Below are 26,218 nucleotides of genomic sequence, written 5' to 3'. Positions count from 1 at the left end.
TAGCGTATGATCCGAATTCTAATCACCATCTTGCTGATCTCCTCCCCGCTTTCGGCGCAGACGCTGAAAGGGCCGAATGGCCCGATCCCTGTATCGACGATGGCAACCGGGCTGGAGGGCCCATGGTCGTTTGGTTTTTTGCCCGATGGTAGCGTTCTCATCACGGAAAAGGCCGGGCGGCTTTGGCAATTGCAGAACGGCAAGCGCAGCCAGATCGGCGGCGTCGGGCCAGTGGCTGTCGTGGGGCAGGGCGGCCTGCTGGACGTACTGGTGCCGCGCGATTTCGCACAGACCCGGCAGCTCTACTTTACCCATGCAGTGTCGCAAGGCGCGGGGGCAGGCACGGCGCTGGCCACTGCGCTGCTGCCCAAAGGCGCAAGTGCGCTGACCGACTGGCGCGTGATCTACCAAATTGCTGAGGGTAGCCGCGGTGGACAGCATTTTGGATCGCGTTTGGTCGAGGCACCGGATGGCACGATCTTTATGACAGTCGGCGAGCGGGGTGATCGCCCTGCGGCGCAGGATCTGGCGCGCGAGAATGGCAGCGTCCTGCGGCTAACGCGCGCAGGTGATCCGGCGCCGGGCAACCCGTTCGAGGGCACCGAGGGCGCGCGACCTGCCATATGGTCCTACGGTCACCGCAATCCGCAAGGGGCGGCGCTGGACGCGGCTGGACAGCTCTACGTCAACGAACATGGCGCGCGCGGCGGCGACGAAGTGAACCGGATTAACGCCGGGGCGAATTATGGCTGGCCGGTTATCTCATATGGCAGGCACTATTCGGGCGCACGGATCGGTGTCGGAGCGTCAAAGCCGGGCATGGAACAGCCCGAGTTCTACTGGGACCCCAGCATCGCGCCCTCTGGGCTGATGATATACTCAGGCGCGCTATGGCCCGAGTGGAATGGTGATTTCTTTGTCGGGTCGCTGAAATTTGGCTTTATTTCGCGACTGTCAGGCAATCCACTTCGTGAAGTGCAGCGGCTGGAGGGGCCGGAGACGGCACGCCTGCGCGATATCCGCGAGGGGCCGGATGGCGCGATCTGGTTTCTCAGCGAAGGGCAGGGCGCCCTTTATCGTATGGCGCCCTGAGGGCCAAATACGTGCGCTAGACTGACAGCCGCGAGGATTGCGCACCGCGCTCACGGTAGGGTGTCGTATTATAATGCGCGCGGTAGCACTTGGAAAAATGCGAGGGTGATGAAAATCCGCAGGCCAGTGCCACGTTGATCACCGTCATGTCGGTCTGCATCAACAGGTTGCGCGCCTTTTGCAGGCGAAGCTCCATATAATATCGCTTGGGCGAGCGGCTGAGATAGCGGCGAAAGAGGCGTTCAAGCTGACGGGTCGACATGCCGGCATCGCGCGCCAGCGTCGACGGGCTAATCGGCTCTTCGATGTTGCCCTCCATCATCTGGATGACTTGGCTCAGCTTGGGATGACGCACGCCGATGCGGGTAGGGACAGACAGACGCTGCGTGTCCTGATCGGTCCGGATCGACGAATAGATCAGCTGATCAGCGACGGCATTGGCCAGCTTCTCGTCGTGGTCCTGTGCGACGAGGCTCAGCATGAGGTCGATAGAAGATGTGCCGCCGGCCGTCGTCATGCGGGTGCCGTCGATGGTAAATACCGACTTTGTCAGGCTGACCTCAGGAAACTCTTCGGCAAAGCTGTCGTGATTTTCCCAGTGGATCGTCGCACGTTTGCCATCCAGCAGACCAGCGCGCGCCATCAGATACGAGGCTGTGCAGAGACCGCCCATCTTTAACCCGCGCCGTGCCTCGCGGCGCAGCCAGTTCAGCATCTTCTTGGTCGCGGCCTGATGGATATCAACGCCGCCGCAAATCAGCACTGTGTCGTCGCGTCCCAGCTCGCCCAGCGGGCCATCCAGCTGAAAGCGCGACCCGGCCGAACAGGCGACAACCTCGCCATCGCCGATCACGCTCCACTCATAGAGCGTGCGTTCGGCCATCCGGTTTGCAATACGCAGACATTCGATGGCAGCGGCGAAGCTAAGAAGCGTGAAATTATCCAAAAGGACAAAGACAAATCGCCGTGGCACCTGCGCGGTTTCGGCTTTGCTGGAATGGCTCTTGGGCTGGTGGCTGTGCATGTCTGCGGCCCCCTCGCTGGCGTTTCAGATACACGGGTGTTCCACGAAAATAGACAGTTTGACAATAGATACCGCGTCAATAGGGTGCAGGCGCATAATTATTCGTGTGGCGCCCTGCTTGCGGCTTTGCTATGCAACCGTCTCAGAATTACCCTTGGCGGAGTTGTATCACATGGCATGGAAAAAATCCGATTGGCGCGCCAAACCGCGCGTTCAGATGCCCGACTATGTCGACGCGGATGCGCTGTCGGCTGTCGAGGCGCGGCTTGCGCAGTATCCACCTCTGGTGTTCGCTGGCGAGGCCCGCCGCCTTACGGCGCAGCTCGGCGCGGCATCGCGCGGCGAGGCGTTCCTGCTTCAGGGCGGCGATTGCGCCGAGGCGTTCGACCAGTTTAGCGCCGACGCGATCCGCGATACGTTCAAGGTGATGCTGCAAATGGCGATGGTTCTGACCTTTGGCGCCAAGGTGCCGGTGGTCAAAGTGGGCCGCATGGCCGGCCAGTTCGCCAAGCCACGCAGCGCCCCGACCGAGACTGTAAATGGCGTGGAATTGCCCAGTTACCGCGGCGATATCATCAACGAGCTGCCGTTCTCTGAGGCCGCCCGCATTCCGGATCCGGCCAAAATGCTGCAGGCCTATACGCAGTCGGCGGCCACGCTGAACCTGCTGCGCGCCTTTTCCAAGGGCGGCTATGCCGACATGAACAAGGTTCATAGCTGGACGCTTGGCTTTACCGATGGTGAAAAGGCCGCACGCTATCGCGAGATGGCCAGCCGTATCAGCGATGCGCTCGATTTTATGCGCGCCGCTGGTATCGACAGTACCAGCACCGAAACGCTGCAAACAGTCGATTTCTACACCAGCCACGAATCGCTGCTGCTAGAGTATGAAGAGGCGCTGACGCGGCTTGATACCACGTCCGGCAATTGGCTCGCTGGGTCTGGCCACATGATCTGGATCGGGGATCGCACCCGCCAGCCGGACGGTGCGCATGTCGAGTTTGCCAGCGGCGTGCTGAACCCGATCGGCCTGAAATGCGGCCCGACAATGACGGCAGATGATCTCAAGGCGCTGATGGCCAAGCTGAACCCGAAAAACGAGGCTGGCCGCCTGACTTTGATCGCGCGTTTCGGCGCCGGCAAGGTGGCCGAGCATCTGCCGCGGCTGATCGAATGCGTTCGCCAAGAGGGCGCGAAAGTGGTGTGGGTCTGCGACCCCATGCATGGCAACACGATCAAATCAGCGTCCGGGTATAAAACGCGCCCCTTCGATGCGGTTTTGCGCGAGGTGCGCGAGTTTTTCGCCGTGCACAAAGCCGAGGGAACAATCCCCGGCGGCGTCCATTTCGAGATGACGGGCCAAGACGTGACCGAGTGCATCGGTGGCACCGCGGACGTGACCGACGAAAATCTGAGCGATCGCTATCACACTGCCTGCGATCCGCGCTTGAATGCGTCGCAATCGTTGGAACTTGCGTTTCTCGTCGCCGAAGAGCTTTCGGCCCTAAGGCAAGAGCGCAGCGCCGAAGCGGCCTGATCCGCATCAAATTTCGACTTAGGGGGGCGTGCAGGTAATCTGTGCGCCCCTTTATTGATATTGGGATAAGCGGTAGGCCCCCGCAAATAGTGCTTATTTTTTAAGCGGCGCGGGAGCAAGCATCCCAAATATTCAGCGCCCGAGTTGGAGCATATGCAATTGCAGCATTTCCCCTTGCCGCAACGCAGCAATGCACGTTTACTCAAGGAACGAACAGATCGGAAGTGATACCTCCTCCCATCACGAGCGATTTGCAAAATGGTCCTGCGGCGGTTTCTCCTCCCACCGGTGCAGGCAAAAAAACATAGTCCAACAGGACGTGGCCGGGCGAAATTCGCTCGGCCACTTTCTTGTTGATCATGTGAGCACTGATAGACTTACAGGATTGGGGAGGAGATACATGAAAAGAGCCGCACGATGTCCCGTGCGGCCCTCTCCAACAATTGTCCGGACGTTTGCCTGCAGGACGAAACGGTTAGCTCTTGATCAGTCGCAGATAAGGGCGTTCCGACCCTTGCAGAGTACCGCTTTGAGGCTGAACTGGGCAGGGATGCACAGAGACAGGCGCCGCCGTTTGCCCAATGAGCTGAGGCGCAGGTCCGCCATCGGATGCAGCGCCCAGAGGTGTTAATACCGCGTGCTCGATCGCAAACCGGCGCGGGCCGCGCCCAATTGATCCATCACTGACGAGGCAACCCAGCGCACGCGATATATCGCCTAGATCACTGCGAAGCGGCAACAGCAGCAGCGTGCCCGTAAGCGTCGGCGCGCTGGGGCGGCCGGGTGCTGATAGTGACAACCGCACCGTTGCCGGCTCGTCAAATAGACGCACCAAATGATGCGCCAGCGCGTCGCGCGACGATGGCTCCAGAAACGCGCTGATCGGCATCCCGCGTACTTCCATCCCCATCAAATCGGTCAGATGACTGCCCGCGATGCGCAGCCGCGCAAGGCCGGGGGCGATCCGCTCTACGATGAAGGCGTTGCTCAATAATGGCTCAATACCACGCGGATCAATATCTGACCGGCGCGGTACCTGCGCGCCGCGGCGCATTTCATTCCAGTATGCCTCAAATGCAGCAAGCGCAGCCGTCGTTTCGGGCTTCTGGTTTTTGCGGGTCAGTCGAGGCATGCGTGGCATCTCAGGCTGCGTTTCGCCGCCAATTTTGTCATTGTTCATCTGCCATTCCCTCTGCGCCGCGCATCGCGGCATCGTATACTAATTTACTCATTACAAACTCACGACCGTTGGCGGGCGTTCCTTGTATCGCAGAACTTTTTTCTGCACTGCGGCGATCCGCATGACTGCGCAGATTTCTACTTCAGGAAACGTCGCGGATTCTATCCCATGGTTACCTAAGGGTTAAAGTATGCCACGGATAAGCGGGCATTTGTCTAAAATCCAAGGTAAGTGGTTAATTTCCGCCGACGGGTGCGCGCGGTGCCGTTGTCATAGTCGACAAAGGGGGCCGCTTGCCTCGTTCATCCGCAGGGCGTAGGACGGTCCTATTCGCGCGATCCATGATCAAGAGGCCGCTATGACACCGTTAAGCATCACCAATTCGATGACGGCATTTGCCACCGGTCGCGGCGGCGCCGATCGCATTGAGTGGACATGGGAGCTGCGCAGCGTCAACGGCAAGGGGCTGGATCTGCGCCTGCGTGTGCCGGACTGGATCGCAGGACTTGAGGCCGGATTGCGCGCGCGTCTGTCCGGCGCGCTGGCACGCGGAAACGTGTCGCTCGCGCTGCGGATACAGACGGGCGAGGCAGGCGGACGGCTGTCGGTAAACTCGGCTCAGTTGGATGCTGCATTGGACGCAATGGCCGAGGTCGAGGCGCGCGCAATGGCGCGCGGCCTGTCTCTGGCACCAGCGCGGCCCGGTGACGTCCTTTCGGTGCGCGGCGTGCTTGAGACATCTGAGGCCGAGATCGATACTACCACGCTCAAGACCGAGCTGATGACTGATTTTGAGGCAGTCCTCGCCGATTTTGCGGCCATGCGCGCGCAGGAAGGTGCTGCGCTGGCCGTGCTGCTAACAGCGCATCTGGACGAGATTGAGTGCCTGACTACCGCCGCGGCGTCCGCCGCGGAGGCGCGCCGCGCAGAAATGTCTCAGGCGCTGAAGGCCAGCCTCGCGCGGGTGCTGGATGGTGCGCCGGGCGCTGACCCGGACCGCGTCGCGCAAGAGCTGGCGCTGATCGCCGTCAAGGCCGACGTGACCGAAGAGATCGGCCGCCTTGAAGCGCATATCGCGGCCGCGCGCGAGCTGCTTGCCAGCGCCGCGCCGCTTGGCCGAAAACTGGATTTCCTCAGCCAAGAGTTCAACCGCGAAGCCAACACCCTTTGCGCCAAAGCCCAATCCAGCCCGCTGACTGTCATCGGGCTGGACCTGAAGGCAGTGATCGACCAAATGCGCGAGCAGGTGCAAAATGTGGAGTGAAATGTGACTATGCCAGAGCGGCGCGGCCTTCTGATAATCCTCTCATCGCCGTCGGGCGCGGGCAAATCCACGCTATCGCGGCGCCTGCGTGACTGGGACGAAAGTATCTCGTTCTCAGTCTCGGCCACCACACGTGCGCCGCGCGAGGGCGAAGTGGATGGCAAGGATTACTACTTTCTCGGCGTCGATGATTTCAAACATCAGGTCAACGATTCTCGGATGCTGGAGCATGCCTATGTTTTCGGCAACCTCTACGGCTCGCCTAAGGACCCGGTCGAGGCAGCGATAAATCAGGGCCGCGACGTGCTGTTTGATATCGACTGGCAGGGCGCCCAGCAGATCCAGAACTCGGATCTGGGCAAGCATACGCTGTCGATCTTTCTGTTGCCGCCCTCCATCGCGGAGCTGCGCCGCAGGTTAGAGACGCGCGGGCAGGATAGCCCAGAAGTGATCGCCAAGCGGATGCAGAAAAGCTGGGACGAGATCAGCCACTGGGCCGAGTATGACTATGTTCTGACCAACGACGATCTGGACCGCACGGATGCTTCGCTCAAGCAAATCATCGCCGCCGCCCGACTGCGCCGCATACAGCAGCCCGCGCTGACCGAGCATGTCCGCAAGCTGCAAATGGAATTCGAGGAACGCACATGACATTGTATTCATTGGACGGGCAAATGCCCGAATTGCCGCAGGACGACGATTTTTGGATCGCCCCCGGTGCGCATGTCATTGGGCGCGTGGTCCTGGAGGGCGGCACGTCTGTCTGGTTCGGCGCCACCTTGCGCGGTGATAACGAGCCGATTCGTGTCGGCGCCGGTACGAACATTCAGGAAAACTGCGTGCTGCACACGGATATGGGCCATCCGTTAACCATCGGCGCCGGCTGCACGATAGGACACAAGGCGATGCTGCATGGCTGCACCATTGGCGAAAATTCTCTGATTGGCATGGGCGCGACAGTCCTGAACGGCGCCCGCATCGGGCGCGATTGTCTGATTGGCGCAGGCGCGTTGATTACCGAGGGCAAAGAGATCCCCGACGGTAGCCTTGTGATGGGCGCGCCGGGCAAGGTGATACGCAGCATGGACATCGCCGCGATTGATGCCCTTAGGCAAAGTGCGCTGCACTACCAGCAGAACATGCGCCGGTTTCGCGCCGGGCTGACTGCTCTTTGATGCCCCCCTAACGCGGCAGCAGATCTTCGTCCCCGATCTGAGTGACCAGCCAGCTACGAAACTTGGCCAATGCGCCATGCCCGGCCTTTGTCGTCGGCCAGATGAGGTGGTATGCGCCGGGGCCAGAGGTCGCGCCGCCCCACGCAATCGCAAGGCGGCCCGCCGCAATATCGCCCCGCACCAGATATTCCGGTAGCAGCGCCACCCCCAAACCGTGCAAGGCCGCCTGCGTGATGGTCGCGAACTGGTCATAGATTGTGCCTGTGACGCGCGGAGCATCCACGCCATGCGCTGAAAACCATGCACGCCACGCGTCGGGGCGTGTTTCGATGTGCATCAGAGGCATGTCCAGCAGCCGCGCCGCAGAGGCGGGGGCGCGTACGGCGATCAGATCGGGCGCGCACACGGCAATCATTGCCTCGCCGCGCAAGCGCATGGATTGCGTATCAGGCCAATCCGCCTCGCCAAAATGTATCGCTGCATCAAAGGGTTCAACGTCGAAGTTAAATGGCTTTATTCGCGTCGACAGGTTAAGCGTCACTTCAGGATGTGTCCGGGCGAAGTCCGGCAGGCGCGGCACCAACCAACGCATGCCAAACGTTGGGAGGATCGAAATGTTTAGCGCGCCGCCGGCCGGATTGACCGTCAGCTTCATCGACGCCTGCGCGATTTGGCCCAATGCCGCGCGCACCTCGGCGGCATAGAGCACAGCGTCAGGCGTCAACGAAATTCGGCGTCCATCGCGCAAGATGATCGTCACGCCCAGTTGCTCTTCAAGCGCCTGTAATTGGCGGCTGACCGCGCTTTGGGTCAGTGATAGCGCCTCGGCGGCGGCGGTCGCACTCCCAAGGCGGTCGACAGCCTCCAACGCGCGCAGGCTGGCGATAGAGGGTAAAAACCGGCGGGGCAGGGCCATCTATTCCATTTCCTCATACTTGGCGACAAAAGACTCGCTACACTTTTGGGGCAGAGCATCCTATATTTCAATCAGAACTCCTGAAAAACTCATGAGAGGGATTGAACATGAGCCTCGACGAAGCCAAAGCCAAGCCATCCATCAAGCCAAAAGACGCCCCCGATCTGTCCAGCTTTGACTGGCAGGATCCCTTTCGCATGGATGACCAGCTAGACGAAGAGGAACGGATGATAGCAGAGAGCGCGCGCACTTTTGCTCAGGAAAGACTGCAACCGCGCGTGATCAAAGATTATGCCGACGAGGCCATCGTCCCCGAACTTTTTACAGAGATGGGCGAGATGGGCCTGTTGGGCACGACCATCCCCGAGGAATATGGCGGCATCGGCGGCAGCTATGTCAGCTACGGCCTCGTCGCGCGCGAGATTGAGCGCGTCGATAGTGGATACCGCTCGATGATGAGTGTGCAATCATCCCTGGTCATGTATCCGATCTATGCCTACGGCACCGAAGAGCAGCGCCAGAAATACCTGCCGAAGCTGGCCACTGGCGAGTTGATCGGTTGCTTTGGCCTGACCGAGCCTGACGCGGGGAGTGATCCCTCTGGCATGAAAACCCGCGCCGAAAAAACCGAAAGCGGTTATCGCCTGTCCGGCGCCAAGATGTGGATCTCCAACAGCCCCATCGCCGACGTTTTCGTCGTCTGGGCCAAGTCGGACGCACATGATGGCAAGATCCGCGGTTTCGTGCTGGAAAAGGGAATGGAAGGCCTTTCGGCCCCTAAAATCACCGGCAAGCAGTCTTTGCGCGCCTCCGTCACCGGCGAGATCGTGATGAAGGGCGTTGAAGTTGGTGAGGATGCGTTGTTGCCCAACGTAGAGGGCCTAAAGGGGCCGTTCGGCTGCCTGAATCGTGCGCGGTATGGCATTGCTTGGGGTGTCATGGGCGCAGCCGAGTTCTGTTGGCATGGCGCGCGGCAGTACGGCCTCGATCGGGTGCAATTCCGCAAGCCGCTGGCGCAAACGCAGCTGTTTCAGTTGAAGTTGGCGAATATGCAGACCGAAATTACGCTGGGCCTACAGGCGGCGCTCCGGGTTGGCCGGTTGATGGACGCCGCCAATGCCGCGCCCGAAATGATCAGCATGATCAAGCGCAACAACTGCGGCAAGGCGCTGGATATTGCCCGCATGTCCCGCGACATGCACGGCGGCAATGGTATTTCTGAGGAATATCAGGTTATTCGCCACATGATGAACTTAGAGACGGTCAACACTTACGAGGGCACGCATGACGTTCACGCGCTGATCCTGGGACGTGCGCAGACCGGACTTCAGGCGTTTTTCTAAACGAGCGGCATGGGCGGGCAGGGCACACGCCTGGCCCGCCTTGAGGCCAGCGGCATTCGCAAACACCAGCCCCTTGGCATTCGCGCGGTATTGCGGCAAACATGAGCGCACACGCAATGTTAGGGATAGGCACCATGACCAAAGTGTCTAGCGATATCATCATCATAGGCGGCGGAATTGCCGGAATATCTGCTGCGGCAGAGTTGGCGCGCCATGCCAACGTGATCGTGCTAGAGGCTGAGGCGCAACTTGGCTACCATGCCACGGGGCGCTCCGCCGCGATCTACATTCGCAACTATGGCAATGCGGTCTTGCGCGCCATTAATGACGCCTCCGAGCCTACGCTGACCAATCCCCAAGGCATTTTTGATCACAGCCTTCTGTCGCCACGCGGTGAGCTATTAATTGCATCCGAGGAAGAGCTGCCTACCCTTGAGGCGTATGCCGCAGATGCCACCGGGCTGGACCGGCTGACAGGGGCAGAGGCCGCCCGTATGGTGCCTATTCTGCGCGCCGGGCCGATCGCTGGCGCCATTTACGAGGACAGCGCACAGGGCATCGACGTGGATCTCATGTTGCAAGGCTATGCGCGGCTGTTCAAATCGCGCGGAGGGCGTGTGATCACAAACGCCCGCGTGACGAATATCGAGCGCAGCGGTGGCGAATGGATAGTATCAGCCGGAGCAGAGACGTATGGCGCGCCCACAATCGTCAATGCGGGCGGTGCGTGGGCCGACCAGATCGCTGCACTGGCGGGCGCGCTGCAGATGAAGCTGCAACCGATGCGCCGTTCGGCAGCAATTCTGGCGCTTGGCCCTGAGCATGACGTAAGCCGCTGGCCGCTGTTCGGCAGCGTGTCTGAAACGTGGTACGCCAAACCGGATGCAGGCAGGCTAATGGTATCGCCCGCAGACCAAGACCCAGTCGCGCCACATGACGCGTGGCCAGACGATATGGTTTTGGCCGAAGGGTTAGACCGGTACGAACAGGCCGTGACGGTGCCGGTCACGCGCATTCAGCGTAGCTGGGCCGGGCTGCGCACATTTGCGCCCGATAAATCGCCGGTTGTCGGCTACGCGCCTGATGCCGAGGGATTTTTCTGGCTCGCAGGACAGGGCGGCTATGGCGTTCAGACCGCGCCCGCACTATCGCAAGCGGCAGCGGCATTGATCAGCGGAGGCGTGCAAGTCTTAGCACCAGATATCTTGGCCGCTATTGCGCCAGACCGTTTTTACCAAACCCAAACAAGGAGTTGAACGCCATGACTGAAGTGACCCGTAGCCATACCGGACCCCGCATGAGCCAGATTGTTACGCATAACGGCACGATCTATCTAGCCGGCCAAGTTGGCACTGCCGGTGATACTGTCGCAGCTCAGACTAAAACGTGCCTCGAGAATATCGACCGTTTGCTGGCCGAAGCTGGATCAGACAAAACTCGGATCCTCCAGACAATCATCTGGCTGGCCGACATGAAGGATTTTGCTGAGATGAACGCCGAGTGGGACGCTTGGGTGCCGCAGGGCCACACACCGGCCCGCGCCGCTGGCGAGGCCAAATTGGCAACCCCTGACTATCTGGTCGAGTTCATCGTCACAGCTGCCAAGGCCTGACGTCGACAAAGCCGCTAGGGGCCTCGGCGGAGATACGCGCCGGGGCCTTATCCCAAAGGCTTTCCTATTAATCGGATGTTGCAACCAAGTTGAAATGTCCCTCGGCGCGCAAAGTAGAAATGTCACCAAGGGCGCTGACGGCAGCAAGGCTTAGCAGCCCGGAGACCTCAAATATCGCAGGGTTGTTAAGCCTTGCGTGGGTGGGTCACCCTGCGTCTGGCGGTGATGTTTCTGCGAGCTTTGCCTTGGCGCGCCGGGCGAGCTTTGAGTTCCAGCCATCGTTGCGCCGCCCCGTTGGTTCATAGCGGGTTTTCTGCTTGCCAGCGCGGCGCGGCATTGGTGGTGCCTTGTCCTGTTCGGCCTTAATGTGCTCCAGGACGGCACTGAGATGTTTGTTCTCGGTGATCGCAGCGTGCGTGACGCGCTGGTCCTTGTCGAAGACGGAGTAGGGGAGTCCGACACCCTTCCAGCGAAACTCAAGGCGACCATCCGGAAAGGCGTAGCTGTCGACGTATTTGCCAACGAGATCCCGCGTGATCTCGTTCTCAATCAGGATGATCCGTTGCCGCTCAAACGAGAAGGCCAGCTGTTTGCCGACGTAGCGTTCATCGCGCAAACAAAAGACGTCGCGCAGGCGATCTGGTTCGATGTTCATAAGCCTGTGCAGATTGTCAGCACGGCGTGGGGCCTTCGCAAACTTGGCGTTGTAGCGCTCCATGAAGCCGGGGAGGACCGCATTGGCGGCGTCCATGTCAGAGATCCCGGCCAGCCTGAGTTCTTTGACCAAACGATCCTGCAATATGCGGTTTGCCCGTTCGACGCGGCCCTTGGCCTGAGAGCTGTTTGCGCAAAGAATCTCGATGTTTAACTCATTCAGGGCACGCCCAAACTGGGTCATGCCGTGCCCCGATTTGGCGGATTGATTTGCCACACGGAACACCGTGTGCTTGTCGGAATAGAACGCAACCGGCCGACCATGCGCTGCCAAGTATAGATCCAGCGCCTCAAAGTAGCTGAACGTGCTCTCGGAAGTAACGAACCGCACCTGCATCAGGGTGCTGGTCGCGTCATCGATGAACACCAACAGAGTGCAGGCCGGACCACGGTCTTCAAACCAGTGATGATCCGAGCCATCAATCTGGATCAACTCTCCAAGGCATTCCCGACGCAGCCGCGGCTGGTGAAATGTGCGGCGTTGTTTACGACTGAGCCAAATTCCAGCGTCTTTCATCCATTTACGCAGCGTCTCACGCGATACTTTCAAATCGTGGTCTTCAGCCAGCTTCTCAGCGGCGAATGTCGGCCCAAAATCGCTGTACTTCTCTCGGACCAACGTCACCGCAAACTCACGCACCGCAGGGTCGATCCAATTGTTGGATCTGCGACCACGCGCCTTATGCCGGATCGCTGCCGCGCCATCCGACTGAAATATCTTCAGCAACCGATGAACCTGCCTGCGGCTCAGCCCCAATACGTTGGCAGCCGTGACAGCCGTCATCCGGCCTTGTGTCACTTGGCTCAGCACTTCGATCCGGTTTAGTTCGCGTTCGCTCATGATCACCAACCCCACGGCCACACTCCAATCCTGCTTGATCAACAGGGAAGTGTGACATTTCTACTTTGCAGATGTGGGACATTCTAACTTTGCGCGTACATCGGATTTTCGCATAATCAGTATTATGTAAACAATGCAAGTTTGCTAATCTGATATGACTGATGGTCGACATTCATCGATCAGCGCGCCTTTTCCGTTCATCGTTGGCGATCAGATCTTGAGCCCGCAACCCTCGAATGCCTCATACGTCTTTGCCTTTTCAGCGTCCGTCAGTTGAAGCATCGGCGCACGTACCGGGCCGCCAACTTGCCCCAGCAGCTCTTGCCAGTACTTGGCATGCGCCTGCGGCTTTCCGCCCGGTTTGGTCAGTCTAAATGCGTTGCGCACCGGGTCAAGACTGTCGCGCACGCGGCGCGCTGCTGCAAAGTCCCCCGCAAAGGCCAGTTGTGTGTAGTCGTGCATCCTCCTGTCCACCTTCGATTGCAGCAGATATGGCGGCGACGAGCATAGGTACAGCTTCCAGCCGAGCTCTTCTACATTGTCGAGCCACTCAACCTCTGACGCGGTCGAGACGTGGATTTTATCGCCGACCATATGGCTCAGTCGGACATACATCTCGCGCGGGACAGAGTACTTAATCGCGACGATATTAGGCAGGTCTGCGATGCGTGCGCACAACTCTGGCGACATGAGGTATCCACTGTCGGGATGGCTCCACATTGCGATGCCAATATCAACTTCGTCGCATATCGTTTTGTAATAGTTGTAAACTAACTCATCGTGGTCCGTCACGAAATGCAACATCGGTGCATGGACGACGATATAATCGGCGCCGCAATCCTGCGCATGACGGGCCAAACTAAGCACAGTGTCGAAGTTCTGATCCGACGCCGACATGATCGTGCCCGCGCGTCCGCTACATTCATCGACAGCTACCTCAAAGTTGCGCTTGCGCTCCTCCAGCGACATAGAGAAGAATTCTCCCTGCTTTCCAGCGATGAAAAGACCCTTTATATCAAGGTCATCTACCCAATGTCTAATGTTTTGCCTTAGCCCGACCTCGTCAAAGGTGCCATCAGGACAAAACGGATTCAGAGCGGCGGCCCAAATGCCGCGCATATGCTCGCGGGCATAATCTTTGGCGTCGAGTTTTGAGTAGTTCATGTCGCGGCCTTTCGGGTTTTCGCCTCGCTCATCGCCTGCCAGAGGGTCTGGGAGGTGAGCGGCATTTGCAAATCGGTGACGCCTAGGGGCGCAAGCGCGTCTATGGCGGCGTTCAATATGGCGGCAGGTGCGCCGATGGTGCCTGCCTCGCCCACGCCCTTGGCGCCCAAGGGGTTGACCGGGCTGGGCGTCTGCATCTCGTGCAGGCTTATCTGTGGCATATCATCGGCACGCGGCAAGGCATAATCCATGAACGATGCGGTCAGCAATTGGCCGTCGGCGTCATAGTGGATCGCCTCCATCAGCGCCTCGCCGACTCCTTGGGCAAGGCCGCCGGTGATCTGATCGGCCACCGCCTGCGCGTCGATGATCCGGCCCGCATCATCCACGCATATCACCGCCTCGATATGCGGCGCGCCGGTATCTGCGTCGATGGACAGCTGCACCAAGTAAGCGCCATAGCCCCAAGCCTGCCCTTGCGCCGTGTAACGGACCTCTTCGCTCAGAGGCAGGTTCGCGCCCGCACAGCGCGCCTCGCGCAGGCGCTGGCATGCCTCAAGCACAGCGCTACCGCCGATAGCCGTGCTGCGCGAGGCGACGGCACCTATCCCCTCGGGGCAGGTTTCGGTGTCGCCGTGGCGTACGTCGATGTCCTGAGGCGCCACTTGCAACGCCTGCGCCGCGATAGCTGCATAGCTTCGGGCGCGAGCCTGTCCCTGGGCTGAGGTTCCGCTGTCGACGCGAACGCGGCCATCTGCCCCCCATGTCACGCGCGCGCTTTCCCACCCCTCGCCCGACGGCTCTAGAAAGACGGCAAGGCCGAGGCCGACCAGCTCGCCCGCGTCACGTCGCCGGGCGATGTCGGCCACACGCGTTTCATAGCGCGATGCCTTTCGCAGCAGGTGCAGCGCGCCTGCGTAGTCGCCACTGTCCAGAATCTGGCCCGTCGCTGTCTGGCGGGGAAGCGCGTCTTTGGCTGGCACGTTTCGCAGACGAATTTCGAACGGATCGAGGTTGGCGATGCGCGCTGCCTTATCCACCAGCCGCTCGGTCAGGGCTGCCGCCTCGGGGCGCCCTGCCCCGCGATAAATCCCGGTTGGCGCGCGATGTTCGATCTGTACGGCGGCGGTGATATTGACATCGTCGATCACGTACGGCCCCGGCAGGATGCGCGCCGCGTTCCACGCCGGAATTAGCGCGCTGTTGGAAAGCCAGCCACCCACGGGCGCAACAACATCTGCCGTCATCGCGGTGAAACGGCCACCGGCGTCCATCGCCAAAGTGCCCTTGGCGCTGATGCCCCGGCCATGCGTCGCTGACAGGAAATCCTCGCTGCGCGATGCGGCCCACCTGACAGGTGCGCCCAGTTGCATCGCCGCCCAGACGCAATACACCTCCTCAGGGTAAAGCGACGCTTTCATCCCGAATGCGCCGCCAACATTAGGCGCGATTACGCGAATAAGGCCCGTGTCTATCCCTAGAATTTGCGCCAGATGGCTACGTGTGCGGTGCGGTGTTTGGGTCGAATGCCAGATCGTCACGCCGCCGCCTGCCTCAGGCCGCACGGCAATGCCGCGCGGCTCCATGGCACATGGCGCAAGGCGCGCGTGCTGGACGGTCGCCTCAACTATATGCGCCGCCGTTCGCAGCGCGCCGTCCGGGTCACCTGCGCGCCACTCGCGCTGCGCGATAAGCGACGGCGCCGGAAGGTCCACCGTCTCAATGTCGAGCACGATGCAATCCAGCGCGTCCAGCGCCTCGCTCCGGCTGGCCGCCAAGATGGCCGCGATAGGCTGGCCAACCGCAGTCACATGCCCTTGGGCAAGGACCGCATAAGGAACCGCGAGTTCCAGCGGCATCACCTTATTTACAGGTAACGGGCCCAGATGGGCCACGTCCGCGCCGGTGTGAATGGCCCGCACTCCGGGCTGGTTGCCAGCGTCCGTGATATCCAAACCAGAAATCGCACCCGCAGCCACGTCGCTGCGCAGGAAGACGGCCCGCAGCGCGCCGGGTAGAACGATATCATCGCAATACTGACCCGCCCCGCGCAAAAGCGTGTGATTATCTTGTGGCCGAACACCGGGTGTCATAGCGCGTGATGCCTGCATATCAAAGTCATGGCGCATGATGCGCCGCGTCGCGAAAGGGTGCAAATAGCGGCTGTCACGATTGGTATCACGAAAACAGATAGCACGGGCCTGATGCTTACTCTAAACCGGGGGGCAGAATTCCGGCGGAGGACGACCATGACGGGCATTGGTATCATCGGGCATGGCGCGATTGCGCGTTACGTGGCGCAGGCGCTGGCGATGGGCGGAACGCCAGCCAGCGCCGTGTTGGCCCGACCCGGCCGCGAAGCTGCGGCGCAAGCTGCTTTGGGCCTCGTGCCTGTCACAGAGGCGCGCGAGATGGCACGTCATGCGCGGCTGGTTGTCGATTGCGCGGGACACGCGGGCCTATCTGCAAATGGTGCTGCGCTGCTGGGCGCGGGCTGTGACGTGATTACGTTGTCTCTGGGCGCGTTAGCGAACGATATGCTGAAAGAGGCATTGAAGCAGGGCGCAGAGGCTGGCGGCACCACCCTGCATCTGGCGTCAGGCGCGATCGGCGCGCTGGACGCGCTGGCGGCGGCGGCGATCGGTGGCCTCGACCATGTTTGCTATACTGGGACCAAACCGCCCGCAGGCTGGGCCGGATCACCGGCTGAGGAGGTGCTGGAACTGGCGAGCCTGACAGAGGCTACCGCGCATTTCACCGGCACGGCCCGGCAGGCAGCGTTGAGCTATCCCAAGAACGCCAATGTCGCCGCCGCCGTCGCGCTGGCCGGGATCGGATTTGACGCGACCGAGGTGTGCCTGATTGCCGATCCGGCGGCAGCGCAGAACATCCACCGGATCGAGGCGCAAGGCGCTTTCGGCCGACTAGATTTTATCATTTCCGGCAACGCGCTACCCGATAATCCCAAATCTTCGGCCCTTGCGGCGATGAGTGCGGTGCGCGCGGTGAGAAACCAGACCGCGTGGATGCGGCTTTAGGATCATGCCCAGCCACGCCCAGATCATGGCCCGCGTTATTGGCCGGCTCAAGCTGCGGCAGCTGCGCCTGCTGATTGCGGTGGCGCGCCACGGCAGCATCTTGCACGCCGCGCGTGAGCTGAACCTTTCACAGCCCGCCGCGACCAAGATGATCAAGGATCTGGAAATCGACTTTGACGTTTTGTTGTTCGACCGCACCAACCGGGGCGTCGTCCCGACCGTGTTCGGCGAGGCGCTAATCCGGGGCGGGCAACTGATATTCTCGCAGATAGGCACCACCGCGCAGGAGATGGAGGATCTGGCAGGCGGAAATGCGGGGCGGATCGTGGTCGGCACGCTACTTGCGGCCTCTGGCGGGCTGCTCCCCATGGCGATCAACGCAGTGCTGTTGCAGCGCCCGCGCCTTGCCATCAAGGTGGTCGAGGGCACCAACGAGGTGCTGATGCCCCGACTTCGCGCGGGCGAGCTGGATCTGGTGGTGGGCCGCCTACCCGTCCTTCGCCATCGTTCGGATTTGGAGCAGCGGCGCCTGATGCAGGGGCGCATCGCGCTGGTCGTGCGTGCGGGTCATCCGTTGCTGGGGCGCAGCCTCGGGTTTGACGATCTGCGCTGCTATGGTTGGATATTGCCGCCGCCCGATACCACGCTACGCCGCCAGATAGATCAATTCTTTGTCGCGGAAGGGCAGTATGTGCCGCCGACGCTGGTCGAATCGGTCAGCTATGTCACCAATCGCGGCCTGCTGGCGGCCAGCGATATGATCTGCGCCATGCCAGCAGAGGCGGCTGGGCTAGGCACAGGCAGCGCGCTTGCTGAATTGAGGCTGTCCCTGCCCTTTGGCGATGGCCCGTTGGGCGCATCATTTCGCAGCGCCACGTCGCTAACCCCCGCCGCCTCAGCGTTGCTGGAGGCGCTGGAGGAGGCCGCAAACATCCTTCAACCCAGCAGTATCAGCGACAGAGACGGAAAGTAGCAAACGGCCAGCAGCACCAACAAAACCGCGATCAAGAATGGCCAGAGCGCGGCAAAGATCGCCGTTGCCTTCACATCGCTCATCGAGGCGGCGATATACAGACCGACGCCCACCGGCGGCGTCAGCAGCCCCAGCGCCAGATTGATGCTGATGACCACGCCGAATTGGAACGGGCTTATGCCGTAGTCGCCAGTCGCGATGGGCAAAAGGATCGGCGTGACGAGGATCAGCGCCGCGATCCCATCGATTAGCATCCCGACGAGCAAGAGCGCGCCCATGACTATTAGCAGGAAGACGAACGGATCGGACGTCATTGACGTAATCAGCGCGGCCAGTTTCTGCGGTATCGCCTCATAGATCACGACCCAGCCAAAGACGTTGGCGGCGGCGACCATAAAGATCACCATCGACGCGTTTTGCGCCGTACGCAGGAACAGCGCGGCCAGATGTGACGGCTTCAACTCGCGGTAGACCAGCCAACCGATGAGGAAGGCGATCAGCGATGCGACCGCTGCGCTCTCGGTCGGGGTGGCGATGCCCATGACGATGCCGCCGATGATCGCGATTGGGATCAACGCGGCCGGCAGGCAGGCCAGCAAGGCACGGCCCGCGTCCCCGGCGCTCATCCATTGCCCCTTGGGGAAATTGGCGGCAAGGCCGATCAGCGTGACGACCACAAAGAAGCTAACAGCCATCAACAGACCGGGGATAATGCCCGCCAGAAACATATCACCGATGGGGATCTGCGCCAGAACGCCATAGATCACAAAGAGCATCGAGGGTGGAATAACCGGGGCCAGCAGGCCGCCCGCCGCCGTGGTGGCGGCGGCAAAACCCCGGTCATAGCCCTCCTTTTCCATCGCAGGCACCATCGCGCGGCTCATTACCGCGATCTGGCTGACGGCAGAGCCGATGATCGCAGCCATGAACATGTTGGCCAGAAGGTTGATCCAGACCAGCCCGCCGCGAAATCCACCGACCAGAACGCGCGCGGCGTTGATCAGCCGCTTGGTCATGCCGCCCTCGTTCATCAATTCGCCGGTTAGCATAAAGAGCGGGATGGCAAGCAGGCCGTAATTTTCGGTGCCCGCAAACATTTGCTGGGCAAAGCTGTCAAAAAGGACGGTGTTATCTGACTGCCAGATATAGCTCATCGCCGTCATCGCCAGCACGATCGAGATCGGAACCGCGCCGAAAAGCAGCAACAGAAACAGCAGCGCCGTCATGGCAGTACCCTGCCCGGTGTCCATGGCCGCGCAATGTTGGCAATGGCGTGCAGCGTCAGACCAAGCGCAAAGATCGGCATGATCAGCCATAGCCAGAATTTACGGATGCCCAGCGTCAGGGTCGGCTCCGCATAGATGAAATTGAAGGTCTCGCCTTGGAACGCCGTGGTATCGAGACCAGCGCGCAAAAGGTCCAGAGGCAGGAACCAACGCCAACAGAACCATAGCATCAGCGCGGCAAAGGTCAGGACGATGACATCGACTGCCCGCCGCGCAGCGTGGGCGGCGCCCGATGGCAACATGTCAGTAAAGAGCGTCACACTGACAGAGTGGCCAAAATGTACAGCGGCAGACGCAGCGAGGAATGTCATCCACGTCATCGCCATGATCGCGGCCTCATCGACCCAAAAGATCGACGCACTCATCGCGCGGGTCACGACGTTGAGCAGCACAAGGCACGTGATCGCCACCGCCAGAATAGCGGCGACTGCCATCTCAAGCCGCGCCCAACCATGTGAAACCTTGTGCAGCACTCTGCCCCCGCACTAAAAAGCTGGCCGCGCGTTCGCCCGCGCGGCCAGCATGATCATCATCGTAATGGATTACTCAGCCGAGGCCGCTGCGGCGTCGCGCATCTCGCCCAGAACGCCCGATTGCTCGGACCAGATTTTGTCCCACTCGGCGGGCACATCGCCAAAGAATTCGGGGCCGACGTCGATGAACGCGGTGTCGGTTCCGCGCACCTCATCCAGCCACTCCTGATCCTTGACGATGTAGGTCGCGATGCATTCATCCAAGCGCTTTTTCATCAGCTCGGTGATGGTCGCGCGGTCCTCCTCCGACATGTCCTTCCAGACCTTGGCCGATACGAGGCCGACCATCGGGAACATCATGTGGTTGGACACGATGACCGTATCGGCCTGCTCGAAGTATTTCAGCTTCCATATCAGTTCGGCGTCCATGTCGATGGCGTTAACCTGACCATTGGCCAGCGCGTCATAAACCGCGGGCAGTGGCATGGGCGTCGGCGCGGCGCCAAGAAGGTTGTAGAAATCAAGGATAGGCTTGAACGGTGTGATGCGCAGCTTCTTGCCCTTGAGGTCAGCGGCGGTCTGAACCTCGCCCTTGGAGACTATCTGGCGCAGGCCGGCCATGCCGTAGCCGATTCCGACGACGCCGGCCTTGGCAGGCAGATCCTCTAGCATGCGGGCGGCCAGATCAGATTGCAGAATGCGGCCAGCATGGCCGATGTCATTTGCGAGGTAGGGCGCATAGAAGGCACCAAAATCGGGCACGCGGTTCGATACTTCGGCCACGGTCAGGAACGCCATGTCCAGCGCGCCGGTTTGCAGCTGCTGCATCATCTCGGCTTCGCTGCCCAGCTGCTGCGCGGGAAAGACGGTGACGGTATGCGCGCCGTCCGTCGCCTCGGCCAGATCGGCGCCAAAATCCTCGGCGGCCTTTGTCCAGATGTGGTTTGGCGGGGTAATCAGCCCCAGGCGCAGCTCATGCGCTGTGGCGGCGCTGGCCAGCAACATCGTGGCGGACGCAATCGAGGCTGCGAGTGTGGCGAGCAGTTTGGATAGGAATGTCATTCTAGGGTGTCTCCTCCGGTGATTGTTGGTATCGCGCCGCTCTTGCGGGGCGCTTGTCGTTATGCGGGGTCCAGTTTCACCCATCCCTCGGGCGGCTCCTTGCCCGGATGGACGGTGCCGCAATCTGGGCAGGTGCGCGCCTCGGTCGAGGCATAGAATCCTTCATAGACAGGCGGCAGATCATCGACAATGGATTTCAGCTGCATTTCGGCGCGGTGGACCAGCGCATCGCAGTCAAAGCAGTACCATTCCACGGCGTCCAGTTCGCCGGTCTGGCGCTTTGGCTCAATCACCAGACCGACGCTGCCCTCCTGCGGGCGCTGGGGCGAATGGCGCACATGCGGCGGCAAAAGGAACACGTCGCCTTCGCGGATGGGCACGTCGTAGAAATCATCGCCATCCTTTAGCTTCAGCAGCATATCGCCCTTAAGCTGGTAAAAGAATTCCTCGACCGGATCATCGTGATAGTCGGTACGCTTGTTCGGGCCGCCGACGACGGTGACCATCAGATCGGCATCCTCGAACACCTTTTTATTGCCAACGGGGGGCTTTAGCAGGTGTTGATGCTCTGCAATCCACTTGTGAAAGTTGAACGCTGCCAGTCTGCCCATGATCGCTCCTCGGTTTGGCTTGGCGCCACTGTCTGCCCTGCCCGGCTATCCGCGCAATCAGGCATGGCGAAATCCGCTATCACGGTTTGTGATAGCCGCGCTGATTTGAGTTTTCACCATAGCGCAGCGCAGCGCAAGCGTGTCAGCCGTCCTTGAACAGATTGCCATATCGCTCGCGCAGAATATTCTTTTGCACTTTGCCCATCGTATTACGCGGCAATTCGTCCAGCACGATCAGCTTGCGAGGATGCTTGAAACGCGCCAACGCCGTGGCGGCTGCGGCCATGATGGCGTCCGCGTCCGGCGTCTGGCCGGGCTCCGCCACCAGAACGCCCACGACCGTTTCACCAAAATCTGGATGTGGAACGCCGATCACGGCGCTTTCCAGCACGCCGGGCTGCTCGTCCAGCACCAACTCTATCTCTTTGGGGTAGATGTTATAGCCGCCCGAGATGATCAGGTCCTTGCCGCGCCCAACGATGTGGACATAACCGTCGTCGTCGATCTTTCCCAGATCGCCAGTGATAAAGAAGCCATTGCTGCGCAACTCCTCTGCGGTTTTTTCCGGCATCTGCCAGTACCCCAGAAAGACGTTGTCACCGCGCACCTCTAGCTGGCCAACCTCGCCTTGGGGCAGGTCTGCGCCGGTGGCCGGATCAGTCACTTTCAATTCGACGCCGGGCAGCGGAAATCCGACAGTCCCGGCACGGCGGTCGCCATCATAGGGGTTCGACGTGTTCATATTCGTCTCGGTCATGCCATACCGCTCAAGGATCGCGTGGCCTGTGCGCGCGCTGAACTTTTCATGCGTCTCGGCCAGCAAAGGCGCGCTGCCAGAGGTGAAGAGGCGCATATGCTGCGCCGCGTTACGGTCAAAACGCGGATCATCAAGCAGCCGGGTGTAAAACGTCGGCACGCCCATCATCGAAGTCGCATTGGGCAAGTGGTGCAACACAGCGTCCACATCGAATTTCGGCAAAAAGATCATTGCGCCGCCCGCCAAAAGCGTTGTGTTCGTCGCTACAAACAGGCCGTGGGTGTGAAAAATCGGGAGGCAGTGGATCAGCACGTCGTTGTCCGTAAACCGCCACTCATCCGACAGGACTTCTGTGTTGCTCAGCAGGTTTTTCTGGCTCAGCATCGCGCCCTTTGACCGGCCCGTCGTGCCGGACGTGTATAGAAGCGCGGCCAGATCGTCCTCGCTGCGGTCCACGGTCGGATACGCGCTGCCCTGCCCTGCAGCCCCGTCCATCAGCGTCCCGGTCCCGTCCGCATTCAGCGTGGCCAGTTGCGCGCCAAGTTTTTCAGCAATTGGTGCGAGATCCGCAGATACGGCGCTGTCGCATACGACCAGCGCGGCGCCCGAATCTTCGACGAAATACGTGACTTCGCTAGCCGTGTAGGCGCTATTCAGCGGCAGAAAAATCACGCCCGCCTGTACGCACGCCGCATAGAGGGCAAGCGCCTCGGGTGATTTGGCCACCTGCGCGGCAAGGCGGTCGCCCGGCGACAGCCCCAGCGACGTCAGGTACCCGGCTATGCGTGCGGCGGTGACGAGGAATTCCGCATGTGTGATGCGGGCGCCGTCCGGCAGGATCAGGAACGTCGTATCCTTGCCTGCGTGGCGGCCAAGCAGCGTGTCATAAAGGGGGTTTGCCATGGCTCAGGTTCCTTTGGCCGTCTTGGTCGGGGTAGGATTTTCGGTACTTTTTTCCTTGCTAGCGGCCAGCGTTTTCTCACCACTTGCGGCAAGTGACTTCACGCCGCTCGTCGCGGCGATGGCCCCGCTATCTGCAAATGCCTCATGCCGTTCGGCCGTACGGCGCAGATCATAGAGGTAGTTAACCATAACGCCGCCCGACTGCGCGCGGCCCTTGTCGGACAGATCGGCATCGGCGTGCAAGGCATGAATGATCGCCCCGTTGCCCAGATGAAACCGCGCAACCGGGTCCAGCGGTGCAGTGCCGCGCCCTTTGGCGTTCAGCAAGTAATGCGCCGCGAGGCCGGGCAAATCGGTGGCCTTCGCATCAATTCCCTCGGACTTTATCCAATTCATCAGGCCGGGAACGGGCGACAGCGTGACAAAGCGCGCGATGTTTGGCAACTCGCCCGATAGATCACCGGCGACCTGCTTGATCAACGAATTCCCGAATGACATGCCGGCAAGCCCCGACTGGCAGTTCGAAATGGAATAGAAGACGGCAGTATCGGCGGCACTTGCGCTCAACGCTTCGCGCCCCTCCACGAGCAGTGGCTGCACCGCGCCGGGAATACCGCGCGTCAGCGCGACCTCGACGAATATCAGCGGCTCGTCCGGCATAGCAGGGTGGAAAAATGCGAAACAGCGCCTGTCCTCGGGTTGCACCCTGCGGCGCAGATCATCCCAGCTGTCGATGGCATGAACCGCCTCATAGGCGATGATTTTCTCCAGAATGTTAGCGGGCGTATCCCAAGTGATGCGGCGCAGCACCAGAAAGCCGCGATTGAACCACGACGCAAACAGGTGGCGAAAATCCAGATCCAGCGCCTCCAGCTCGGGCTCGCCGCGGCCCAGACGCAAGAGGTCGGCACGCATTTCAACCAATGCGCCGGTCGCGCCCGGCATCCGATTGAGGCGGCGAATTAGCTCCTGCCTCGGTGGCTCGGTCGCGGTCAGGAACGCGCGGTAGCTGGCGCGCGACGGCGTGGATTCGTAGGCATCAAGAGCGCTGCGCGCGGCGGCAGGGTCAACATTCATCGCGCCCGCAAGGTGATGGAAGAACGCCAGCTTTGCCGCATCATCCTCGGCCCGGTACCGCGCCAATATCTGCTCGGCCAGCAGCGATCCGGAAATTTCTCCTTGGGCGCTGACCAGAGCGTCTGCCAGTTCCTTGACCGGCCTGCGGCTCCAGTCGCCGCGCTTGGCCGCGTTTGCGCCCCGCTCAAAAACCGAGGCCAGAAGATCGCTGAGGACGGTCATATCGCGGTGCCCATCACATAGTCAGGCAGCCAAGTAGCAAGGCTGGGGAACACGCACAGAAGGATGATGGCCAGCACCATGCAGCCCACGAACGGCAGCGAGCCCATAAGGATCGTCTTGAGCGAGATGTCGGGCGCAATGCCGTTGATGACATATAGGTTCAGGCCAACGGGCGGGCTGATCAGACCGATTTCCATGTTGATAGTCAGGACCACCGCGAACCAGATCGGATCGAACCCCGCAATGGTGATAATCGGCATAAGGATCGGGGCTGCCATCAAGATCACGGCGACGGGCGGCAAAAAGAAGCCCGCAACCAGCAAGAAGAGGTTGATCGCGCCCATCAAAACCCACCGGTTCACGTCCAGTGTGCCGATCCATTCCGCGATGGACTGCGTAATGAACAGACTGCTGAGCATGTAGGAAAATACGCCTGCGGCGGCGATGATAAAGAGGATCATCACAGACTCGCGCGTCGAGTCGCGCAGGATCAGCCATAGGCCGACAGGGCTCCATAGTTTGTAGATAAGCATGGCGATGACGATACACAGCAACGCACCGACAGCCGCCGTTTCGGACGGAGTCGCGATACCGCCATACATAGCATAAAGCACGCCAAGAATGATGATGAGAAAGGGGATCACGCGCGGCAGGATTTCAAACTTCTGCTTCCACGTGTAGCTGCCAGCGGTGAGCACCTCAGCATTGCCCGATTTCCAAGTGGAATAGAGCGACCATGCCATGAAGAGTGTGACCAGCAGCAACCCCGGAATCACGCCGGCCAAGAACAGGCGCCCGATCGAGGTTTCGGTCGCGATGCCGTAGACGATCATGGTGACGGACGGCGGGATAAGGATGCCCAGCGTGCCGCCCGCCGCGATGCTGCCTGCGGCCACACCGTCGGGATAGCCGCGCTTGCGCATCTCGGGGATGCCCATCTTGCCAATCGCCGCGCAGGTCGCAGGGCTGGAGCCGGACATGGCGGCAAAGAGTGCGCAAGCGCCAAGGTTTGAGATCACCAGACCGCCGGGGATGCGGGTTAGCCACCGCTCCAGCGCCTCATAAAGGTCCGCGCCCGCCCGTGTGGATGCAATTGATGCGCCCATGATGATAAACATCGGAATGCTAAGCAGGGCAAAGCTATCAAGCTTGCTAAAGAAGATTTCAGGCATCAGCTCCAATGAGCGCATCCCGTCAAACGCGACCAGAAAGCCGCCCGAGACGATCAGCAGCCCAAGGGCAACGGACACCCCAGAGAACAGCACTGCAATGGTGCAAATCGCGACAAGCGCGCCCAGCGTCAGCGGGTCCATCAGGTATCCTCCAATCCGAATGGTGCCTCGATCCGGAGGATCAGGGCGACGAGGTCTGCGATAAGTTGCAGCAGCAAGAGGCCAAAGCCGATAGGCAGCGACATGTAGGGAATCCACAGCCGCACGCCCCAGATTGTGTCAGATCGCCAGCCGCGCTCCCACGCGAAATGCCAGTAGTCATAGCCGTAATAGAGCATCACGGCGACGACTGCGGCGCTGAGGCTGAGGGTGAAACAAGCGAGGATAAACCGCGCACGCGGCGGCAAAGATATGGGGATCAGATCAACATTCACATGCCCGCGCAGGCGTTGCACATATGGTAGGCCGATCAGGGTGGCGGCGATCATCAGATAGACGACCATCTCGGTTTGCCAAATGGTCGACTGGTTCAGGACGGCGCGGACAAAGATCATCTGGCAGGTGATACCAACTGCAACGACGATCATTGCAGCCGATATCCACCCTGCGACGTTTGAGAGGGCGGCAACCACCTTGAGAAATGTGTTGTCGCCTGTTCTGGCAACGCGGTGCGTTACTTGTCCGGCCATGTCGCGCTCCCTTGAATGTTGTCTAAAGTTGCTAGGATATGCGGGGTGTCATAGTCCGAACAGCGGCAATGCAGCCGAACGAGCGCCTTCGCC

At 60.6% G+C, this 26,218-nt stretch carries 24 protein-coding genes; 10 read left to right on the top strand and 14 right to left on the bottom strand.

What is annotated here, in order from left to right; genetic code table 11:
* Positions 1 to 6: 6 nt before the first annotated feature.
* Positions 7 to 1,092, top strand: coding sequence for a PQQ-dependent sugar dehydrogenase (locus MK6180000_RS07205; protein WP_138934119.1), 1,086 nt, complete (start codon positions 7 to 9; stop codon positions 1,090 to 1,092).
* A gap of 16 nt (positions 1,093 to 1,108) precedes the next feature.
* Here the strand turns inward: MK6180000_RS07205 and MK6180000_RS07200 are convergent, their stop codons facing one another.
* Positions 1,109 to 2,116 (bottom strand): GlxA family transcriptional regulator, encoded by a 1,008-nt coding sequence (locus tag MK6180000_RS07200; protein ID WP_138934118.1) that lies wholly within the window; start codon positions 2,114 to 2,116, stop codon positions 1,109 to 1,111.
* Between the two features lie 172 nt (positions 2,117 to 2,288).
* Here MK6180000_RS07200 and MK6180000_RS07195 point away from each other — a divergent pair, with 172 nt between their 5' ends.
* Positions 2,289 to 3,653 (top strand): class II 3-deoxy-7-phosphoheptulonate synthase, encoded by a 1,365-nt coding sequence (locus tag MK6180000_RS07195; protein WP_138934117.1) that lies wholly within the window; start codon positions 2,289 to 2,291, stop codon positions 3,651 to 3,653.
* A 475-nt stretch (positions 3,654 to 4,128) separates the two neighbouring features.
* Here MK6180000_RS07195 and MK6180000_RS07190 read toward each other — a convergent pair whose 3' ends face one another.
* Complete coding sequence (locus MK6180000_RS07190; RefSeq protein WP_246040453.1) at positions 4,129 to 4,833, bottom strand: PAS domain-containing protein; 705 nt, start codon at positions 4,831 to 4,833, stop codon at positions 4,129 to 4,131.
* 358 nt (positions 4,834 to 5,191) lie between these two features.
* Here MK6180000_RS07190 and MK6180000_RS07185 point away from each other — a divergent pair, with 358 nt between their 5' ends.
* The 3 genes from MK6180000_RS07185 to MK6180000_RS07175 are packed head-to-tail and all read left to right on the top strand — an operon-like array spanning position 5,192 to position 7,272.
* A complete protein-coding gene (locus MK6180000_RS07185; protein WP_246040452.1) occupies positions 5,192 to 6,097 on the top strand; it encodes a YicC/YloC family endoribonuclease in 906 nt (301 codons plus the stop codon).
* A gap of 9 nt (positions 6,098 to 6,106) precedes the next feature.
* The gene (gene gmk / locus MK6180000_RS07180; protein ID WP_138936386.1) at positions 6,107 to 6,748 is read left to right on the top strand and encodes a guanylate kinase; all 642 of its coding nucleotides are present in this window, start codon (positions 6,107 to 6,109) and stop codon (positions 6,746 to 6,748) included.
* Positions 6,745 to 7,272, top strand: coding sequence for a gamma carbonic anhydrase family protein (locus MK6180000_RS07175; RefSeq protein ID WP_138934116.1), 528 nt, complete (start codon positions 6,745 to 6,747; stop codon positions 7,270 to 7,272). Before gmk ends, MK6180000_RS07175 begins: the two co-directional genes overlap by 4 nt.
* A gap of 7 nt (positions 7,273 to 7,279) precedes the next feature.
* Here the strand turns inward: MK6180000_RS07175 and MK6180000_RS07170 are convergent, their stop codons facing one another.
* The gene (locus tag MK6180000_RS07170; protein WP_138934115.1) at positions 7,280 to 8,188 is read right to left on the bottom strand and encodes a LysR family transcriptional regulator; all 909 of its coding nucleotides are present in this window, start codon (positions 8,186 to 8,188) and stop codon (positions 7,280 to 7,282) included.
* A 107-nt stretch (positions 8,189 to 8,295) separates the two neighbouring features.
* Here MK6180000_RS07170 and MK6180000_RS07165 point away from each other — a divergent pair, with 107 nt between their 5' ends.
* The 3 genes from MK6180000_RS07165 to MK6180000_RS07155 all read left to right on the top strand — a co-directional run bounded on the left by MK6180000_RS07165 (position 8,296) and on the right by MK6180000_RS07155 (position 11,143).
* Positions 8,296 to 9,531 (top strand): acyl-CoA dehydrogenase, encoded by a 1,236-nt coding sequence (locus MK6180000_RS07165; protein ID WP_138934114.1) that lies wholly within the window; start codon positions 8,296 to 8,298, stop codon positions 9,529 to 9,531.
* Positions 9,532 to 9,665: 134 nt separating this feature from the next.
* The gene (locus MK6180000_RS07160; protein ID WP_138934113.1) at positions 9,666 to 10,787 is read left to right on the top strand and encodes an NAD(P)/FAD-dependent oxidoreductase; all 1,122 of its coding nucleotides are present in this window, start codon (positions 9,666 to 9,668) and stop codon (positions 10,785 to 10,787) included.
* Between the two features lie 5 nt (positions 10,788 to 10,792).
* Positions 10,793 to 11,143 carry a RidA family protein gene (locus tag MK6180000_RS07155; protein ID WP_138934112.1) on the top strand — a complete coding sequence of 117 codons (351 nt, stop codon included), beginning with the start codon at positions 10,793 to 10,795 and terminating at the stop codon, positions 11,141 to 11,143.
* A 205-nt stretch (positions 11,144 to 11,348) separates the two neighbouring features.
* Here the strand turns inward: MK6180000_RS07155 and MK6180000_RS07150 are convergent, their stop codons facing one another.
* The 3 genes from MK6180000_RS07150 to MK6180000_RS07140 form a co-directional block, all read right to left on the bottom strand.
* Positions 11,349 to 12,713 carry an ISNCY family transposase gene (locus MK6180000_RS07150; RefSeq protein ID WP_138934111.1) on the bottom strand — a complete coding sequence of 455 codons (1,365 nt, stop codon included), beginning with the start codon at positions 12,711 to 12,713 and terminating at the stop codon, positions 11,349 to 11,351.
* A gap of 195 nt (positions 12,714 to 12,908) precedes the next feature.
* Positions 12,909 to 13,862 (bottom strand): dihydrodipicolinate synthase family protein, encoded by a 954-nt coding sequence (locus MK6180000_RS07145; protein ID WP_138934110.1) that lies wholly within the window; start codon positions 13,860 to 13,862, stop codon positions 12,909 to 12,911.
* On the bottom strand, positions 13,859 to 15,991 hold the full coding sequence (locus MK6180000_RS07140; RefSeq protein WP_138934109.1) for a xanthine dehydrogenase family protein molybdopterin-binding subunit: 2,133 nt from the start codon (positions 15,989 to 15,991) through the stop codon (positions 13,859 to 13,861). The genes MK6180000_RS07145 and MK6180000_RS07140 overlap by 4 nt, the downstream gene beginning before the upstream one ends.
* Before the next feature lie 120 nt (positions 15,992 to 16,111).
* On the opposite strand from MK6180000_RS07140, the gene MK6180000_RS07135 reads away from it, so the two are divergent.
* Positions 16,112 to 16,900 (top strand): aspartate dehydrogenase, encoded by a 789-nt coding sequence (locus tag MK6180000_RS07135; protein WP_138934108.1) that lies wholly within the window; start codon positions 16,112 to 16,114, stop codon positions 16,898 to 16,900.
* Positions 16,901 to 16,904: 4 nt separating this feature from the next.
* Entirely contained in the window at positions 16,905 to 17,873 is a 969-nt protein-coding gene (locus MK6180000_RS07130; RefSeq protein ID WP_342777707.1) for a LysR family transcriptional regulator, read from the top strand.
* On the opposite strand, the gene MK6180000_RS07125 is transcribed toward MK6180000_RS07130, so the two are convergent.
* From MK6180000_RS07125 to MK6180000_RS07090, 8 genes are all read right to left on the bottom strand, one after another.
* The gene (locus MK6180000_RS07125) at positions 17,837 to 19,099 is read right to left on the bottom strand and encodes a TRAP transporter large permease (RefSeq protein ID WP_138934106.1); all 1,263 of its coding nucleotides are present in this window, start codon (positions 19,097 to 19,099) and stop codon (positions 17,837 to 17,839) included. The genes MK6180000_RS07130 and MK6180000_RS07125 overlap by 37 nt on opposite strands.
* Positions 19,096 to 19,632, bottom strand: coding sequence for a TRAP transporter small permease (locus tag MK6180000_RS07120; protein WP_138934105.1), 537 nt, complete (start codon positions 19,630 to 19,632; stop codon positions 19,096 to 19,098). The genes MK6180000_RS07125 and MK6180000_RS07120 overlap by 4 nt, the downstream gene beginning before the upstream one ends.
* Positions 19,633 to 19,701: 69 nt before the next feature.
* Positions 19,702 to 20,694 carry a TRAP transporter substrate-binding protein gene (locus tag MK6180000_RS07115; RefSeq protein ID WP_138934104.1) on the bottom strand — a complete coding sequence of 331 codons (993 nt, stop codon included), beginning with the start codon at positions 20,692 to 20,694 and terminating at the stop codon, positions 19,702 to 19,704.
* 59 nt (positions 20,695 to 20,753) lie between these two features.
* Positions 20,754 to 21,305 (bottom strand): 3-hydroxyanthranilate 3,4-dioxygenase, encoded by a 552-nt coding sequence (locus MK6180000_RS07110; protein WP_138934103.1) that lies wholly within the window; start codon positions 21,303 to 21,305, stop codon positions 20,754 to 20,756.
* Between the two features lie 142 nt (positions 21,306 to 21,447).
* The gene (locus MK6180000_RS07105; RefSeq protein WP_138934102.1) at positions 21,448 to 22,965 is read right to left on the bottom strand and encodes a malonate--CoA ligase; all 1,518 of its coding nucleotides are present in this window, start codon (positions 22,963 to 22,965) and stop codon (positions 21,448 to 21,450) included.
* A gap of 3 nt (positions 22,966 to 22,968) precedes the next feature.
* Positions 22,969 to 24,264 carry a malonyl-CoA decarboxylase gene (locus tag MK6180000_RS07100; protein ID WP_138934101.1) on the bottom strand — a complete coding sequence of 432 codons (1,296 nt, stop codon included), beginning with the start codon at positions 24,262 to 24,264 and terminating at the stop codon, positions 22,969 to 22,971.
* Complete coding sequence (locus MK6180000_RS07095; protein WP_138934100.1) at positions 24,261 to 25,577, bottom strand: TRAP transporter large permease; 1,317 nt, start codon at positions 25,575 to 25,577, stop codon at positions 24,261 to 24,263. Before MK6180000_RS07095 ends, MK6180000_RS07100 begins: the two co-directional genes overlap by 4 nt.
* A complete protein-coding gene (locus MK6180000_RS07090; protein ID WP_138934099.1) occupies positions 25,577 to 26,125 on the bottom strand; it encodes a TRAP transporter small permease in 549 nt (182 codons plus the stop codon). The genes MK6180000_RS07095 and MK6180000_RS07090 overlap by 1 nt, the downstream gene beginning before the upstream one ends.
* Positions 26,126 to 26,218 lie beyond the last annotated feature (93 nt).

This window comes from Roseovarius arcticus, assembly GCF_006125015.1.
Lineage (GTDB): Bacteria > Pseudomonadota > Alphaproteobacteria > Rhodobacterales > Rhodobacteraceae > Roseovarius > Roseovarius arcticus.
This window is presented reverse-complemented; position numbering and strand designations above follow the sequence as displayed.

What these genes read in the sequence shown, in the direction of transcription:
- MK6180000_RS07205 (WP_138934119.1), top strand. Translation starts at nt 7, where the DNA reads ATGATCCGAATTCTAATCACCATCTTGCTGATCTCCTCCCCGCTTTCG.
- MK6180000_RS07200 (WP_138934118.1), bottom strand. Translation starts at nt 2,116, where the DNA reads ATGCACAGCCACCAGCCCAAGAGCCATTCCAGCAAAGCCGAAACCGCG.
- MK6180000_RS07195 (WP_138934117.1), top strand. Translation starts at nt 2,289, where the DNA reads ATGGCATGGAAAAAATCCGATTGGCGCGCCAAACCGCGCGTTCAGATG.
- MK6180000_RS07190 (WP_246040453.1), bottom strand. Translation starts at nt 4,833, where the DNA reads ATGAACAATGACAAAATTGGCGGCGAAACGCAGCCTGAGATGCCACGC.
- MK6180000_RS07185 (WP_246040452.1), top strand. Translation starts at nt 5,192, where the DNA reads ATGACACCGTTAAGCATCACCAATTCGATGACGGCATTTGCCACCGGT.
- gmk (WP_138936386.1), top strand. Translation starts at nt 6,107, where the DNA reads ATGCCAGAGCGGCGCGGCCTTCTGATAATCCTCTCATCGCCGTCGGGC.
- MK6180000_RS07175 (WP_138934116.1), top strand. Translation starts at nt 6,745, where the DNA reads ATGACATTGTATTCATTGGACGGGCAAATGCCCGAATTGCCGCAGGAC.
- MK6180000_RS07170 (WP_138934115.1), bottom strand. Translation starts at nt 8,188, where the DNA reads ATGGCCCTGCCCCGCCGGTTTTTACCCTCTATCGCCAGCCTGCGCGCG.
- MK6180000_RS07165 (WP_138934114.1), top strand. Translation starts at nt 8,296, where the DNA reads ATGAGCCTCGACGAAGCCAAAGCCAAGCCATCCATCAAGCCAAAAGAC.
- MK6180000_RS07160 (WP_138934113.1), top strand. Translation starts at nt 9,666, where the DNA reads ATGACCAAAGTGTCTAGCGATATCATCATCATAGGCGGCGGAATTGCC.
- MK6180000_RS07155 (WP_138934112.1), top strand. Translation starts at nt 10,793, where the DNA reads ATGACTGAAGTGACCCGTAGCCATACCGGACCCCGCATGAGCCAGATT.
- MK6180000_RS07145 (WP_138934110.1), bottom strand. Translation starts at nt 13,862, where the DNA reads ATGAACTACTCAAAACTCGACGCCAAAGATTATGCCCGCGAGCATATG.
- MK6180000_RS07140 (WP_138934109.1), bottom strand. Translation starts at nt 15,991, where the DNA reads ATGCGCCATGACTTTGATATGCAGGCATCACGCGCTATGACACCCGGT.
- MK6180000_RS07135 (WP_138934108.1), top strand. Translation starts at nt 16,112, where the DNA reads ATGACGGGCATTGGTATCATCGGGCATGGCGCGATTGCGCGTTACGTG.
- MK6180000_RS07130 (WP_342777707.1), top strand. Translation starts at nt 16,905, where the DNA reads ATGCCCAGCCACGCCCAGATCATGGCCCGCGTTATTGGCCGGCTCAAG.
- MK6180000_RS07125 (WP_138934106.1), bottom strand. Translation starts at nt 19,099, where the DNA reads ATGACGGCGCTGCTGTTTCTGTTGCTGCTTTTCGGCGCGGTTCCGATC.
- MK6180000_RS07115 (WP_138934104.1), bottom strand. Translation starts at nt 20,694, where the DNA reads ATGACATTCCTATCCAAACTGCTCGCCACACTCGCAGCCTCGATTGCG.
- MK6180000_RS07110 (WP_138934103.1), bottom strand. Translation starts at nt 21,305, where the DNA reads ATGGGCAGACTGGCAGCGTTCAACTTTCACAAGTGGATTGCAGAGCAT.
- MK6180000_RS07105 (WP_138934102.1), bottom strand. Translation starts at nt 22,965, where the DNA reads ATGGCAAACCCCCTTTATGACACGCTGCTTGGCCGCCACGCAGGCAAG.
- MK6180000_RS07100 (WP_138934101.1), bottom strand. Translation starts at nt 24,264, where the DNA reads ATGACCGTCCTCAGCGATCTTCTGGCCTCGGTTTTTGAGCGGGGCGCA.
- MK6180000_RS07095 (WP_138934100.1), bottom strand. Translation starts at nt 25,577, where the DNA reads ATGGACCCGCTGACGCTGGGCGCGCTTGTCGCGATTTGCACCATTGCA.
- MK6180000_RS07090 (WP_138934099.1), bottom strand. Translation starts at nt 26,125, where the DNA reads ATGGCCGGACAAGTAACGCACCGCGTTGCCAGAACAGGCGACAACACA.